This is a genomic window from Actinorugispora endophytica (assembly GCF_004363075.1).
Classification (GTDB): domain Bacteria; phylum Actinomycetota; class Actinomycetes; order Streptosporangiales; family Streptosporangiaceae; genus Actinorugispora; species Actinorugispora endophytica.
Window position 1 is genome coordinate 94,642 of the sequence record NZ_SNYN01000011.1, and the last position, 13,226, is coordinate 107,867.

Sequence of the window (13,226 nt, forward strand, 5' to 3'; positions counted from 1 at the left end):
CGGAATCAGACCTCTTCGACACTGCTCGGCTCGCGCCGACCAAGGTCGATACCCAGTTCTTCCGCCGCACGGAAAACATCCTCATCGCTGTCGCGCATCTCGATCGACATACCGTCACTGGAGAGCACCTCCACGTTCAGGCAGAGCGACTGCATCTCCTTGATGAGCACCTTGAAGGACTCGGGGATGCCGGGCTCGGGAATGTTCTCGCCCTTGACGATCGCCTCGTAGACCTTGACCCGGCCGGTGACGTCGTCGGACTTGATGGTGAGCAGTTCCTGGAGGGCGTAGGCGGCGCCGTACGCCTCGAGCGCCCACACCTCCATCTCACCGAAGCGCTGGCCACCGAACTGCGCCTTGCCGCCCAGCGGCTGCTGGGTGATCATCGAGTACGGTCCGGTGGAGCGGGCGTGGATCTTGTCGTCCACCAGGTGGTGCAGCTTCAGGAAGTAGGTGTAGCCGACCGCGATCGGCTCCTTGAAGGGCTCACCGGTGCGGCCGTCGAACAGCCGCGCCTTGCCGTGCTGGTTGACCAGGACGTCGCCGTCGGCGTCGGGCCGGACGGAGGCCAGCAGGCCGCCGATCTCGTCCTCGCGCACACCGTCGAAGACCGGGGTGGCGACCCTGGAGTTCGGCGGGGCCTGGTCCGCTCCGATGGAACGCAGCGACTGCTTCCAGTCGGCGTCGTCTCCCTCGACCTTCCAGCCGTTCTTGGCCAGCCATCCCAGGTGGATCTCCAGGATCTGGCCGACGTTCATGCGGCCGGGCACGCCCAGCGGGTTCAGCACGATGTCGACCGGGGTCCCGTCCTCCAGGAACGGCATGTCCTCCTGCGGGAGGATCTTGGAGATGACGCCCTTGTTGCCGTGGCGGCCGGCGAGCTTGTCGCCGTCGGTGATCTTGCGCTTCTGGGCCACGTACACGCGGACCAGCTCGTTCACGCCGGGGGGAAGCTCGTCGCCCTCCTCGCGGCTGAACACGCGCACGCCGATGACCTTGCCGGACTCGCCGTGCGGCACCTTCAGGGAGGTGTCGCGGACCTCGCGCGCCTTCTCGCCGAAGATCGCGCGGAGCAGGCGCTCCTCGGGGGTCAGCTCGGTCTCGCCCTTGGGCGTGACCTTTCCGACCAGGATGTCGCCGTCGACGACCTCGGCGCCGATCCGGATGATGCCGCGGTCGTCGAGGTCCGCGAGGACCTCCTCGCTGACGTTGGGGATCTCGCGGGTGATCTCCTCGGGTCCCAGCTTGGTGTCGCGGGCGTCGACCTCGTGCTCCTCGATGTGGATCGAGGAGAGGACGTCGTCCTGGACGATGCGCTGGGAGAGGATGATGGCGTCCTCGTAGTTGTGGCCCTCCCACGACATGTAGGCCACGAGGAGGTTCTTGCCCAGCGACATCTCACCGTTGTCGGTGCAGGGGCCGTCGGCCAGGACCTGGCGCTCCTCGACCCGCTGGCCCTCTTCGACGATCGGCCGCTGGTTGAAGCTGGTGCCCTGGTTGGTGCGCTTGAACTTGCCGACCCGGTAGGTCTTGCGGGTCCCGTCGTCGGCCATGACCGTGACGTAGTCGGCGGTGACGTCCTCGACGACACCGGCCTTCTCGGCCAGGATCACGTCGCCGGCGTCGGTGGCCGCGCGGTACTCCATGCCCGTTCCCACGAACGGGGCCTCCGCGCGCAGCAGCGGGACCGACTGGCGCTGCATGTTGGAGCCCATGAGCGCGCGGTTGGCGTCGTCGTGCTCCAGGAACGGGATCATGGCCGTGGCGACCGAGACCATCTGGCGCGGCGAGATGTCCATGTAGTCGACCTCGCTCGCGGCGACCGCCTCGAACTCCTCGCCCTTCCGGCGGACCAGCACGCGCGACTCGGCGAAGGAGCCGTCGGGGGCGACCGGCGTGTTCGCCTGCGCGATGACGTACCGGTCCTCCTCGTCCGCGGTGAGGTAGGAGATCTCGTCGGTCAGCGCGCCGTCGACGATCTTGCGGTAGGGCGTCTCGACGAAGCCGAAGGAGTTGACCCGGCCGTAGGCGGCGAGCGAGCCGATCAGACCGATGTTCGGGCCTTCGGGGGTCTCGATCGGGCACATGCGGCCGTAGTGCGACGGGTGCACGTCGCGCACCTCGAAGCCCGCCCGCTCACGGGACAGACCGCCCGGGCCCAGCGCCGACAGGCGGCGCTTGTGGGTCAGCCCGGCCAGCGGGTTGGTCTGGTCCATGAACTGGGACAGCTGGCTGGTGCCGAAGAACTCCTTGATGGAGGCGACGACCGGCCGGATGTTGATCAGGGTCTGCGGCGTGATCGCCTCGACGTCCTGGGTGGTCATGCGCTCGCGCACGACGCGCTCCATGCGGGCCAGGCCCAGGCGGACCTGGTTCTGGATGAGCTCGCCGACGGTGCGCAGGCGGCGGTTCCCGAAGTGGTCGATGTCGTCGACCTCGATCGGGAACGTGCCGTTGGGGCGCTCCAGCATGTCCTCGCCGGCGTGCAGGCGGACGATGTAGTCCACCGTGGCGACGATGTCCTCTTCGGTCAGCGTGCCCTGCGTGAACTCCGCCTGGAGCCCCAGCTTCTTGTTGATCTTGTAGCGGCCGACCTTGGCGAGGTCGTAGCGCTTGGGGTTGAAGTAGAGGTTCTCCAGCAGCGTCTGCGCGGACTCCTTCGTGGGCGGCTCGCCCGGGCGGAGCTTGCGGTAGATGTCCAGCAGCGCGTCATCGGTACCCGCGGTCGGGTCCTTCTCCAGCGTGTTGCGGATGGACTCGTACTGGCCGAACCGCTCCAGGATCTGGTCGGTGGTCCACCCCAGCGCCTTGAGCAGGACGGTGACGCCCTGCTTGCGCTTGCGGTCGATGCGGACGCCGACGAAGTCGCGCTTGTCGACCTCGAACTCCAGCCAGGCTCCCCGCGACGGGATGACCTTGCAGCCGTAGAGGTCCTTGTCCGAGGTCTTGTCGACCTGGCGGTCGAAGTACACGCCCGGGGAGCGGACAAGCTGGGACACGACGACACGCTCGGTGCCGTTGATGATGAACGTGCCCTTGACGGTCATGAGCGGGAAGTCGCCCATGAACACCGTCTGGCTCTTGATCTCACCAGTGTCGTTGTTGATGAACTCCGCCGTGACGAACATCGGGGCGGAGTAGGTCATGTCCTTGTCCTTGCACTCCTCTTCGGAGTACTTGGGCGGCTCGAAGCGGTGGTCGCGGAACGACAACGACATCGTGCCCGAGAAGTCCTCGATAGGACTGATCTCCTCGAAGATCTCTTCGAGGCCGGACTGCTCCGGAACGTCCTTGCGGCCGGCGTTCCGAGCCGCTTCGACTCGGGCACGCCACTTCTCGTTGCCCAGCAGCCAGTCGAAGGACTCGGTCTGCAGGGCGAGGAGGTTCGGGACCTCGAGTGGTTCCTGAATACGGGCGAAGGAAACGCGGTTCGGACCAAGGGCGTTAGCGGAGGCGATGCGCGAGGCTGCCAACAGGGGTCCTTCCGAAGGCTTGTGGCGGTTGATGCGCGCGCACGCCGGACGATCCAGCAGCCGAGGAACCACCGGACAGGGGTGGGTCGACGGCTTGGGAGAACGTGTGGGTCGGGCCAATCAGTGAAGAAATCGGCGGCCGCGCACGGGCTCCGAATGAGGAAACGTCAAAGGGCAGCGCAAAAGGGCAGTGTAGCCGAATACTACACCGCTGTCCAACAGCATGCCCCGTAATCACTCAAGACACCACGCAGCATCGCCCCAACCGGCGAATCCGTCAACCCCGGAGGAGGGAATCAGGCCGGTTCCGGCACCGTGAGAGGACACACAGGGCCCCACAGGTGTGAGCCAGCCGACATGGGGGAAGAACCGAGGGTTCACGGTACTGACCGTGAACCCTCGTCCTGCGGCACCCGTCACTCAGACCCAGCCCTTGAGAACCTTCGAGATCTCCTCGACCCCGGACAGCTCCCCCGTGCACACCGCGATGACGAAGTCGTAGGCCTGGTCGTCCGTCGGCCCGATCCGCACGCCGTTCTTGCGCAGGAACACCGTCATCACGAGCCAGGCGGTGCGCTTGTTCCCGTCGACCAGGGGATGGTTCACCGCCAGGGACTGGAGGAGGGCCGCCGCCTTCTCGAAGAGGCCGGGGTAGGCCTCCTCGCCGAACATCTGCGCCCGGGGCCGGTGGACCGCGGAATCGACCAGGCCGAGGTCGCGGACCTGGGGCGGCGCCCCGCAGGCGATCGCCGCGATCTGCAGCGCCTGCTCCAACGTGACGTACCGGACGCTCATTCGCCGAGTCTGCGCAGAACCTCGGAGAAGCGCGCGGCTTCCTCCCTGGCCAGCTCCAGCGTGAACTCGTCGTCGCCGTGACGGGCGAGGTACTCCTCGAGGGCGGCTCTGACCACCTGCTGCATGCTGCGCCCTTCGTTCTCGGCCTGCCTGCGCAGAGCCTCGGTCTCGTCGTCGGTCAGCCGCAATGTCATCGCCATACCCCCGACTATAGGAAACGTGGTACCAGATTGATACCACCGAGTTCGGGAGAGCGCACCGGAATTCTCCGGCCTGTGGACGGGAAAGCAGAAGGCGGCCGCTCCCCGAGGGGAGCGGCCGCCTTCGCGCGGTCCGAGAGGACTACTTCAGGGTCACGGTGGCGCCGGCACCCTCGAGGGTGGCCTTGGCCTTCTCCGCGGTCTCCTTGTTGACACCCTCCAGCAGCGGCTTGGGGGCGTTGTCGACCAGGTCCTTGGCTTCCTTCAGGCCCAGGCTCGTGAGGCTGCGGACCTCCTTGATGACCTGGATCTTCTTGTCGCCGGCGGCCTCGAGGACGACGTCGAACTCGTCCTTCTCCTCGGCCTCGGGAGCGGCGGCGGCGCCACCCGGGGCGGCGACGACGGCGGCCGGAGCGGCGGCGGTGACGTCGAACTTGTCCTCGAACAGCTTGACGAACTCGGAGAGCTCGAGCAGGGTCATCTCTTCGAACGCGCCGAGCAGCTCTTCGTTGCTGAGCTTCGCCATGATTGCGATCTCTCTTTCTCTACCGGTGCGCGCGTCCGTTGACGCGGCACCGAGCCTTCAACGCCGACGCGTGCCGCGCCGACCGGGTATTCGTGGTGCAGAGGCTTCGGAGGATCCGACGGCCCGGGGCCGCCGGAGGCTCTAGCTCTGCTCGGACTCCGCTCGCTTGTCCGCCAGGGCCTGGGCAAGGCGCACGGCCTTGGACGGCAGCGCCTGGAACAGGGCAGCGGCCTGACCCTGCTTGCCCTTGAGGGCACCGGCAAGCTTCGAGAGGAGCACCTCGCGGGACTCGAGATCGGCCAGCTTGGTGATCTCCTCGGGGCTCATCGGCTTACCGTCGATGACACCGCCCTTGATCACCAGCGGCGTGTTCGCCTTGGAGAAGTCACGCAGACCCTTGGCGGCCTCGACGACGTCGCCCTTGACGAAGGCGATGGCGGAGGGACCCTCGAACAGGTCGAGGACCTGCTCGTCCAGACCGGCCTCGGTGGCCGCGATCTTGGTCAGCGTGTTCTTCACCACGCGGAAACGCGCGTTCTGGCCGAGGCTGCGGCGCAGTTCGGTGACCTGCGCGACAGTGAGCCCACGGTATTCGGTCAGCACGGCGCCGTTCGAGCTCTGGAATTCTTCCTTGAGCTCGGCGACCGCGGCTGCCTTATCCGGCCTCGCCATGGGACTCCTTCCAACAGTGAACACCGGTTAAGGATCCCTGTCCGGGTGGACGGCGGGGCAAAGGAAAAGCCCCGGCGCAGGCGCACGGGGCAACAGGATCGCGGGCGTGGTGGTACACGCGGGGATCAGCGGCTCACAGCAACCTGCGCAGGTCGCCCAAACGAGTTGGGACCTTGGGTCACCCGACGGGTGACGACCGGCGGTCTTCGGCAGATACCAATGTTAGGCGATGTTTCGCACCACGTCGAACGCGGGGGCCGCGCGAGCCCCGTTCCGGGACGGCGCGGCCCCCGCTGTCACGCGGCCTCGGACTACAGCCCCTCCAGTCCGTCGACCAGTTCGTCGAGGCTGGTGATCTCGCTCGCGTCCGGGTAGTCGATCTCGACGGGCCCGTTGAACTCCAGGAACTCGGTGCTGTTGGACACGCCGCCCATCTCGCTGTCGAGCCGGCGGGGCAGGCCGTCGCCGTCCACCCACAGCGTGAAGGCCACCTCCGAGACACCCATCTCGGCGTACGCCTGCTCGGCGATGGTTCTCTCCTCGCCCTCCAGGTCGGCGAGGACGTCCTCGACGCTGTAGGCGCCCGTGTACTTGGTCGTCTCGACGCCGTTGACCTCCTCGGTCCCCGCCTCCTCGACCTCGGGCGCGGCGATGAGCCGCTCGACCTCGGTCATCGGGTTCGCCGCCTCCTCGAGCCCAGGGCCCTCATCGCCGTCGATGCTCATCCAGCCGCTCGCGGCACTGCCCGTCACCATCTCCGAGCCGCGCATCAGCACCGTGATCTCCTCACCCTCGGAGACCATGACCATCTCGACGGTGGGCTCGGGGGTGCTGACGTAGGCCACCTCGACGTCGGACACCGCTCCGCTCCCGGTGGAGGACACCAGGGCCCGGAAGCTCTCGACGGACTCGGTCTGGTCGACGACGCCCCTGATCCGGTCCAGGGGCCCCGCGCCGCCGTTCTCCGCGGCCTCGGTCTGCTCGACCGCTTCCGGGGCCTCCTCCGCCGGCGCGTCCGCCGATCCGCACCCCGTCAGGGCCAGGGCCAGGGCGCTTCCCACCAGGACGGCAACGCGTTTACGCAGCATCTTCGACTACCTTCTTCTCTTTTTATAAGAAAGGGGACTATAGCCGCATAGTCGACTATCGATCGTGATCATCGCACGGACCGGTGACACCCGCCCGCCCCTCCGGACGCGCCGAGCACGCGAAAGGGCGCTCCCCCGCGTTCGGGGAAGCGCCCTCGGCCGGAGCCGCGTCGCCTAGGCGGCGGCGACCTTCACGACGGTCGGGTCCAGCGGGATGCCGGGGCCCATCGTCGTGGTCAGCGTGGCCTTCTTGATGTAGCGGCCCTTGGCGGCGGACGGCTTGAGCCGCATCACCTCGTCCAGGGCGGCGGAGTAGTTCTCGACGAGCTTGGCCTCGTCGAAGGACACCTTGCCGATGATGAAGTGCAGGTTCCCGTGGCGGTCCACGCGGAACTCGATCTTGCCGCCCTTGATCTCGGTGACGGCCTTCGCGACGTCCGGGGTGACCGTGCCGGTCTTGGGGTTCGGCATGAGACCGCGCGGACCGAGCACCCGGCCCAGGCGGCCGACCTTGCCCATCAGGTCCGGGGTCGCCACGACCGCGTCGAAGTCCAGGAAGCCCTTCTGGATCTCCTCGACGAGGTCGTCGTCGCCGACGTAGTCCGCGCCCGCGGCCCGCGCCTGCTCGGCGCGCTCACCGGTGGCGAAGACCAGGACCCGGGCGGTCTTGCCGGTGCCGTGCGGCAGGTTGACGGTGCCGCGCACCATCTGGTCGGCCTTGCGCGGGTCGACGCCCAGGCGCAGGGCGACCTCGACGGTCGCGTCGAACTTGGCGGCGGTGGTCTCCTTGGCCAGCTTCACGGCCTCGACCGGCGTGTAGAGCCGGTCGCGGTCGATCTGCTCGCCCGCTTTGCGGTAGTTCTTGCTGCGCTTCACGAAAACTCCTGTTGAAAGGCTTGTGGTGTGGGCCAGCGCCTGGCCCTGCCACTGGTCGGGGTGGGAGGAAGGAACGCCGGAGGGCGCTACTTGACCTCGATGCCCATGGAGCGGGCGGTGCCGGCGACGATCTTCTCGGCGGCCTCGACGCTGTCGGTGTTGAGGTCGGGCAGCTTGGTCTGCGCGATCTCGCGCACCTGGTCCCGGCTGATGGAGCCGGCGATGCTGCGGCTCGGGTCCGCGGCGCCCTTGTCCAGGCCCGCGGCCTTGAGGATGAGCTTGGGGGCCGGGGGCGTCTTGGTGACGAAGGTGAAGGAGCGGTCCTCGTAGATGGAGATCTCTACGGGGATGACGTTCCCGCGCTGGGCCTCTGTCGCAGCGTTGTACTGCTTGCAGAAGTCCATGATGTTGACGCCGTGCGGGCCGAGAGCGGTACCGACGGGCGGGGCCGGGGTGGCCTGGCCAGCGGGGAGCTGGACCTTGACCAGGGCGGCCAACTTCTTCTTCGGAGGCATTTCGGGTCCTTTGCCTGTATACGGATTGCGGTGGTCCCGGAGATCCCCGTGCGCGCGGAGAGCACGGCCGTCGCACCTTGGCCGAAGCGGCCGATTCGGGGTCACCCCGCGTGCGCGGGAAGCGCGCGACCGCCGGGACCGGCTTCCGATCGCGCGAAAGCCCCGCCTGAGCGGGGCGCGACGGGCCCGCCCGCAAGGGGCGGACCCGTCAAGTCTAGGCGAACTCTCAGATCTTGGAGACCTGGTTGAACGCGAGCTCCACCGGGGTCTCGCGGCCGAAGATCGACACGAGCACCTTGAGCTTCTGGGTGTCGGGGTTGATCTCGCTGACCGTGGCGGGCAGCGTGGCGAAGGGGCCCTCCATGACGGTGACGGACTCGCCGACCTCGTAGGCCACGTCGGAGCGGGTCTCGGTCTCCTTCTTCTTGGCCTGTTCGGTGTCCTCCTCGGGCTCCGGCGCCAGCAGGTCCGCGACCTCCTGGATGCTCAGCGGGGCCGGGCGGTTGGACAGGCCGACGAAGCCGGTGACTCCGGGCGTGTTGCGGACCGCGGCCCAGGACTCGTCCGTCAGGTCCATGCGGACCAGGACGTAGCCGGGCAGCACCTTCTCGGTGACCAGCTGGCGCTTGCCGCTCTTGACCTCGGTGACCTCCTGCGTGGGCACCTCGACCTGGAAGATGTACTCCTCCATGTTGAGCGACTGGGTGCGGCTCTCGACGTTGGCCTTCACCCGGTTCTCGTAGCCCGCGTAGGTGTGCACGACGTACCAGTCGCCGGGGAGCAGGCGGAGCTCGATCTTGAACTCCTCGACCGGGTCGAGCTTGGGGGCCTCGACCTCGGTGACGCCCTCCTCGACCTCCCCGGTCTCCTCGTCGTTCTCCTCGGCGGTGACCGTGTCGGCAGCCTCGGCAGCTTCCGCCTGCTCGGCGCGCGGACCGGTCTCTTCCGCCGACGACTGATCCCGCTCCTCGGTGGGGAGGTCGTCAGAGGTCAGTGGGGACTCGGACACGGCTGCTCTTTCTCTCGTCGGATAGGCGCTCACAGCTGACCCGGAAAGCACAAGAGGCCAGCACTGCCAGCTTATGGTCTCATCAGAGGCGATGGGACCAGCCGACCGCGCCGACCTCGGAGCGTGTCTTCGGGGGTCCGCCGGGTCAGGCCGCGGGGGACACCAGACCGTAGAGCCAGGTGACGCCCTCGCCGAAACCGAAGTCCAGGAGGGAGACGTAACCGGTCAGGACGAGCACGAAGACGATCACGACGATGGTGTACGTGATGAGCTCACGGCGACTCGGCCAGCGCACCTTGCGGAGTTCGGCGACGACCTCCTTGGTGAACGTCACCGGACCGGTACGACGCTTGCGCTCCTTGTCGGGCTTGGCGTCCGCGTCAGTCTGTGTCACCTGAGGTCCTTAGGGATTCGGGGTGCTCTGCGACCAGAGTGTCTTGCTTGCAGGGCAGGAGGGACTCGAACCCCCAACCGCCGGTTTTGGAGACCGGTGCTCTACCAATTGAGCCACTGCCCTTGGGTCCTGCGTGTTACACGATAGCCGCTCGTCGGGGCGCCCGCACGCAAGGAGTAACGAGCGTCCACGACGCGATCGCGCCATCAGTTGCCAGAGTCTATGCCCAATCCGCTCCCGGAACCAACCCGAAACCGCGGCGGCTCCCCCGCGGGGCGATCGGCGCCGGTCGGGGCCCGTCCCCCGGGTTCCGCGAGTACCGGCCCTTGCGGTACGCGGCCGACCGGTGCATGAAACCATGGCCCCATGACTGACCGACCTCGTATCTCCGCACGCATCGGCGGCATCTCCGAGTCAGCCACCCTGGCGGTGGACGCCAAGGCCAAGGCCATGAAGGCGGCAGGGCGTCCCGTCATCGGGTTCGGGGCCGGAGAGCCCGACTTCCCCACGCCCGACTACATCGTCGAAGCCGCGGCCAAGGCCTGCCACGAACCGCGCTTCCACCGGTACACCCCGGCGGGCGGCCTGCCCGAGCTCAAGGAGGCCGTCGCGGCCAAGACCCTGCGCGACTCCGGCTACCAGGTGGAGCCGGGCCAGGTCCTGATCACCAACGGCGGCAAGCAGGCCATCTACGAGGCGTTCGCCGCCCTGCTCGACCCCGGCGACGAGGTCATCGTGGTCGCGCCGTACTGGACCACCTACCCCGAGTCGATCAAGCTCGCGGGCGGCGTCCCCGTCTACGTGGTCACCGACGAGTCCACCGGCTACATGGCGGGCGTCGAGCAGCTGGAGGCGGCGCGCACCGAGCGCACCAAGGTGCTGGTGTTCGTCTCGCCGTCCAACCCGACCGGCGCCGTGTACCCGCCCGAGCAGGTCCGCGCGATCGGCCGCTGGGCCGCCGACAGCGGCCTGTGGGTGCTCACCGACGAGATCTACGAGCACCTCGTCTACGGCGACACCCGCTTCTCCTCGCTGCCCGTCGAGGTTCCCGAGCTCGCCGACCGCACCGTGGTCGTGAACGGCGTCGCCAAGACCTACGCCATGACCGGTTGGCGGGTCGGGTGGATCATCGGCCCCAAGGACGTGGTGAAGGCCGCCGGGAACCTCCAGTCGCACGCCACCTCCAACGTCGCGAACGTCTCACAGGCCGCGGCGCTGGCCGCCGTCTCCGGCGACCTCGCTGCCGTGGACGAGATGAAGACGGCCTTCGACCGCCGCAGGCGGACCATCGTGCGCATGCTGAACGAGATCCCCGGCGTGCTGTGCCCCGAACCCCAGGGCGCGTTCTACGCGTACCCCTCGGTCAAGGACGTGCTCGGCAGGGAGATCCGGGGGCAGCGCCCGCAGACCTCCGGCGAGCTGGCCGCGCTGATCCTGGAGCACGCCGAGGTCGCCGTCGTCCCGGGTGAGGCGTTCGGCACGCCGGGCTACGTGCGGCTGTCCTACGCGCTCAGCGACGCGGACCTCGCCGAGGGCGTGGGCCGCATCGCCACGCTGCTGGGCGAGGCCGGCTGACGGCCCCGTTCCGGAGGAGATCGCCCGGCGCCGCGCGGCGCCGGGCGATCTTTTTCGGTGTAGAGGACGACGAGAGGGCGACTTTACGGCACCCTTGTGTCATGAGACGCCCGATCACCCAACTCCCGAAGGCGCACCTGCACCTGCACTTCACCGGTTCGATGCGGCATCCCACGCTCGTGGAGACGGCCGCCGCCCGCGGGGTCCACCTGCCGCAGGCCCTCGTGGACGAGTGGCCGCCGAAGCTGCGGGCGACGGACGAGCGCGGCTGGTTCCGGTTCCAGCGTCTCTACGACATCGCCCGGTCCGTGCTCGGGGAGCCCGACGACCTGTACCGGCTGCTGCTGGAGGCCGCCGAGGACGAGCGCTCGGCCGGGTCGAGGTGGCTGGAGATCCAGGTGGACCCCAGCGGCTACGCGGCGCGGTTCGGCGGGTTGACGGCGACCCTGGAGCTGGTGCTGGACGCCGCCCGGGTCGCCGAGGAGACGACGGGGGTGGGCATCGGACTGGTCGTGGCCGCCAACCGGACCAGGCACCCCCTGGACGCCAAGGCGCTGGCCCGGCTGGCCGTCCAGTACGCGGGGCGCGGGGTCGTGGGGTTCGGGTTGAACAACGACGAGCGGCGGGGCCGGGCGCTGGAGTTCGAGGGGGCGTTCCGGATCGCGCGCCGCGCCGGGCTGCTGTCGGTGCCGCACGGCGGGGAGCTGGCCGGCCCGCGCAGCGTCCACGAGTGCCTGGACATGCTGGAGGCCCACCGGATCGGGCACGGGGTGCGCGCGGTCGAGGACCCGTACCTGGTGGAGCGCCTGGCGACCCAGGAGGTGACCCTGGAGGTCTGCCCGAGCTCCAACGTGGGGCTGGGCGTGGTCGAGGACGTCTCCCGGGTTCCCCTGCGCCACCTCTTCGACGCGGGCGTCCCCGTGGCGCTGGGCACCGACGACCCCCTCCTGTTCGGCCCCCGCCTGGCCGAGCAGTACCAGATCGCCCGCGACGTCTTCGCCTTCTCCGACCACGAGCTGGCCGAGTTGGCCCGCATGTCCATCCGCGCCTCGGCGGCTCCCGAAAGCCTGAAGAAGGAGATGCTCGTCGGGGTGGACGCCTGGCTGGCGGCCCCCGAGCCGGCCGGTTAGACCGGCCCGGGAGGCGCTCAGAACAGCAGCATGGCCAGGCCCTGCCAGGCCATCGCGATGCCCGCGATGAAGAACAGGGCGGCGGCGCCGATCTGGATGGCGCGTTCGGGGAGCTTCTTGCCCAGGACCGCGCCGAGGACGATGGCCAGGCCGTCGGCCAGGACCATGCCGACGGTGGAGCCGATCCACACGGCGATCCAGGCCAGCGGCGCGTCCGCGTAGTTCGTGCCGACGGTGACGGTGGCGAGCATGGTCTTGTCGCCGAGTTCGGCGACGAAGAAGATCATGGCCACGGTCAGGAAGGCCGACCGTCGGCGCCGGGTCGCCGCGCGCTCCTCGTCCTGGGCGGTGAGCTCGTCGCCGCGCAGCGTCCAGAAGCCGAAGAAGACGAACGCCAGGCCCGCGGCGAGGGTGACCCAGTCGGTGGGGATCGCCAGGCCCAGGAGCTCGGCCAGAAGGACGCTCACGCCGTGCACGGCGACGGTGGCCGCGGTGATGCCCAGCAGCACCGTCCGCGCGCGGTAGCGGGTCGCCAGCGACATCGCCACCAGCTGGGTCTTGTCGCCCATTTCCGCGAGGAAAATGGCCGCGCCGCTCACTCCGAGCGCGGTGAGGAAAACCATCGAGTTCTCTGCCCTTCACGTCGATGCCGGGCAGAAGCAGAAAAGGCGAACGCCGCGCTTCGGCCCGGAAATGGCCACCGGACCGAAGGTCTCGTCCGCCTGAAGCGTGTTGAGGCTCGTGCGACCGGGCCTCCGAACAGCGCGGGGGCCAGTCTGTCGACCACACGAATTGAGGACTACTCCCCTTCGACGAATTCAACCATAGGGAAGGGAAACTTGATTCGCAATTCCTGGGCCGTCCGATCTGAAACCGGAAACCCGGCGAATAAAAAAGTTCGGCAGGCCTAATTCTTTTCTTCGGCGCGGTTCCGCGGCGGCCCGTCCGGCGGAGGGGCCCGGGCCCGGGGGCT

Annotated in this window: 14 protein-coding genes and 1 tRNA gene; 3 read left to right on the forward strand and 12 right to left on the reverse strand. The window is 68.4% G+C overall.

Annotated elements, in window-relative coordinates:
- Nucleotides 1-5 precede the first annotated feature (5 nt).
- The 11 genes from rpoB to EV190_RS14880 form a co-directional block, all read right to left on the reverse strand.
- Entirely contained in the window at nt 6-3,473 is a 3,468-nt protein-coding gene (gene rpoB, locus EV190_RS14830; RefSeq protein WP_133742148.1) for a DNA-directed RNA polymerase subunit beta, read from the reverse strand.
- Between the two features lie 420 nt (nt 3,474-3,893).
- Nucleotides 3,894-4,268 (reverse strand): type II toxin-antitoxin system death-on-curing family toxin, encoded by a 375-nt coding sequence (locus EV190_RS14835; RefSeq protein ID WP_133742149.1) that lies wholly within the window; start codon nt 4,266-4,268, stop codon nt 3,894-3,896.
- Complete coding sequence (locus EV190_RS14840; protein ID WP_208113178.1) at nt 4,265-4,468, reverse strand: DUF6290 family protein; 204 nt, start codon at nt 4,466-4,468, stop codon at nt 4,265-4,267. Before EV190_RS14840 ends, EV190_RS14835 begins: the two co-directional genes overlap by 4 nt.
- A gap of 142 nt (nt 4,469-4,610) precedes the next feature.
- On the reverse strand, nt 4,611-4,994 hold the full coding sequence (rplL, locus tag EV190_RS14845) for a 50S ribosomal protein L7/L12 (RefSeq protein WP_133742150.1): 384 nt from the start codon (nt 4,992-4,994) through the stop codon (nt 4,611-4,613).
- Nucleotides 4,995-5,135: 141 nt separating this feature from the next.
- Complete coding sequence (gene rplJ / locus EV190_RS14850) at nt 5,136-5,666, reverse strand: 50S ribosomal protein L10 (RefSeq protein ID WP_133742151.1); 531 nt, start codon at nt 5,664-5,666, stop codon at nt 5,136-5,138.
- Between the two features lie 311 nt (nt 5,667-5,977).
- On the reverse strand, nt 5,978-6,754 hold the full coding sequence (locus tag EV190_RS14855) for a hypothetical protein (RefSeq protein ID WP_133742152.1): 777 nt from the start codon (nt 6,752-6,754) through the stop codon (nt 5,978-5,980).
- 174 nt (nt 6,755-6,928) lie between these two features.
- Nucleotides 6,929-7,630, reverse strand: a complete 702-nt coding sequence (gene rplA, locus EV190_RS14860) for a 50S ribosomal protein L1 (RefSeq protein WP_133742153.1) — start codon at nt 7,628-7,630, stop codon at nt 6,929-6,931.
- An 86-nt stretch (nt 7,631-7,716) separates the two neighbouring features.
- Nucleotides 7,717-8,145 carry a 50S ribosomal protein L11 gene (gene rplK, locus EV190_RS14865; RefSeq protein ID WP_133742154.1) on the reverse strand — a complete coding sequence of 143 codons (429 nt, stop codon included), beginning with the start codon at nt 8,143-8,145 and terminating at the stop codon, nt 7,717-7,719.
- A 226-nt stretch (nt 8,146-8,371) separates the two neighbouring features.
- Nucleotides 8,372-9,154, reverse strand: a complete 783-nt coding sequence (gene nusG / locus EV190_RS14870; RefSeq protein ID WP_133742155.1) for a transcription termination/antitermination protein NusG — start codon at nt 9,152-9,154, stop codon at nt 8,372-8,374.
- A 145-nt stretch (nt 9,155-9,299) separates the two neighbouring features.
- Nucleotides 9,300-9,548, reverse strand: a complete 249-nt coding sequence (secE, locus tag EV190_RS14875) for a preprotein translocase subunit SecE (RefSeq protein WP_133742156.1) — start codon at nt 9,546-9,548, stop codon at nt 9,300-9,302.
- Nucleotides 9,549-9,598: 50 nt separating this feature from the next.
- A tRNA-Trp gene (locus EV190_RS14880) sits at nt 9,599-9,671 on the reverse strand.
- Between the two features lie 243 nt (nt 9,672-9,914).
- Between EV190_RS14880 and EV190_RS14885 the strand changes: the two genes are divergently transcribed.
- Together EV190_RS14885 and EV190_RS14890 are read left to right on the forward strand one after the other, a co-directional pair.
- Nucleotides 9,915-11,123 carry a pyridoxal phosphate-dependent aminotransferase gene (locus EV190_RS14885; RefSeq protein WP_133742157.1) on the forward strand — a complete coding sequence of 403 codons (1,209 nt, stop codon included), beginning with the start codon at nt 9,915-9,917 and terminating at the stop codon, nt 11,121-11,123.
- 101 nt (nt 11,124-11,224) lie between these two features.
- A complete protein-coding gene (locus EV190_RS14890; RefSeq protein ID WP_133742158.1) occupies nt 11,225-12,253 on the forward strand; it encodes an adenosine deaminase in 1,029 nt (342 codons plus the stop codon).
- 17 nt (nt 12,254-12,270) lie between these two features.
- Here EV190_RS14890 and EV190_RS14895 read toward each other — a convergent pair whose 3' ends face one another.
- Nucleotides 12,271-12,876, reverse strand: a complete 606-nt coding sequence (locus tag EV190_RS14895) for a TMEM165/GDT1 family protein (protein ID WP_133742159.1) — start codon at nt 12,874-12,876, stop codon at nt 12,271-12,273.
- On the opposite strand from EV190_RS14895, the gene EV190_RS23425 reads away from it, so the two are divergent.
- On the forward strand, nt 12,836-12,979 hold the full coding sequence (locus EV190_RS23425) for a hypothetical protein (RefSeq protein ID WP_166655462.1): 144 nt from the start codon (nt 12,836-12,838) through the stop codon (nt 12,977-12,979). The genes EV190_RS14895 and EV190_RS23425 overlap by 41 nt on opposite strands.
- Nucleotides 12,980-13,226: the final 247 nt, after the last annotated feature.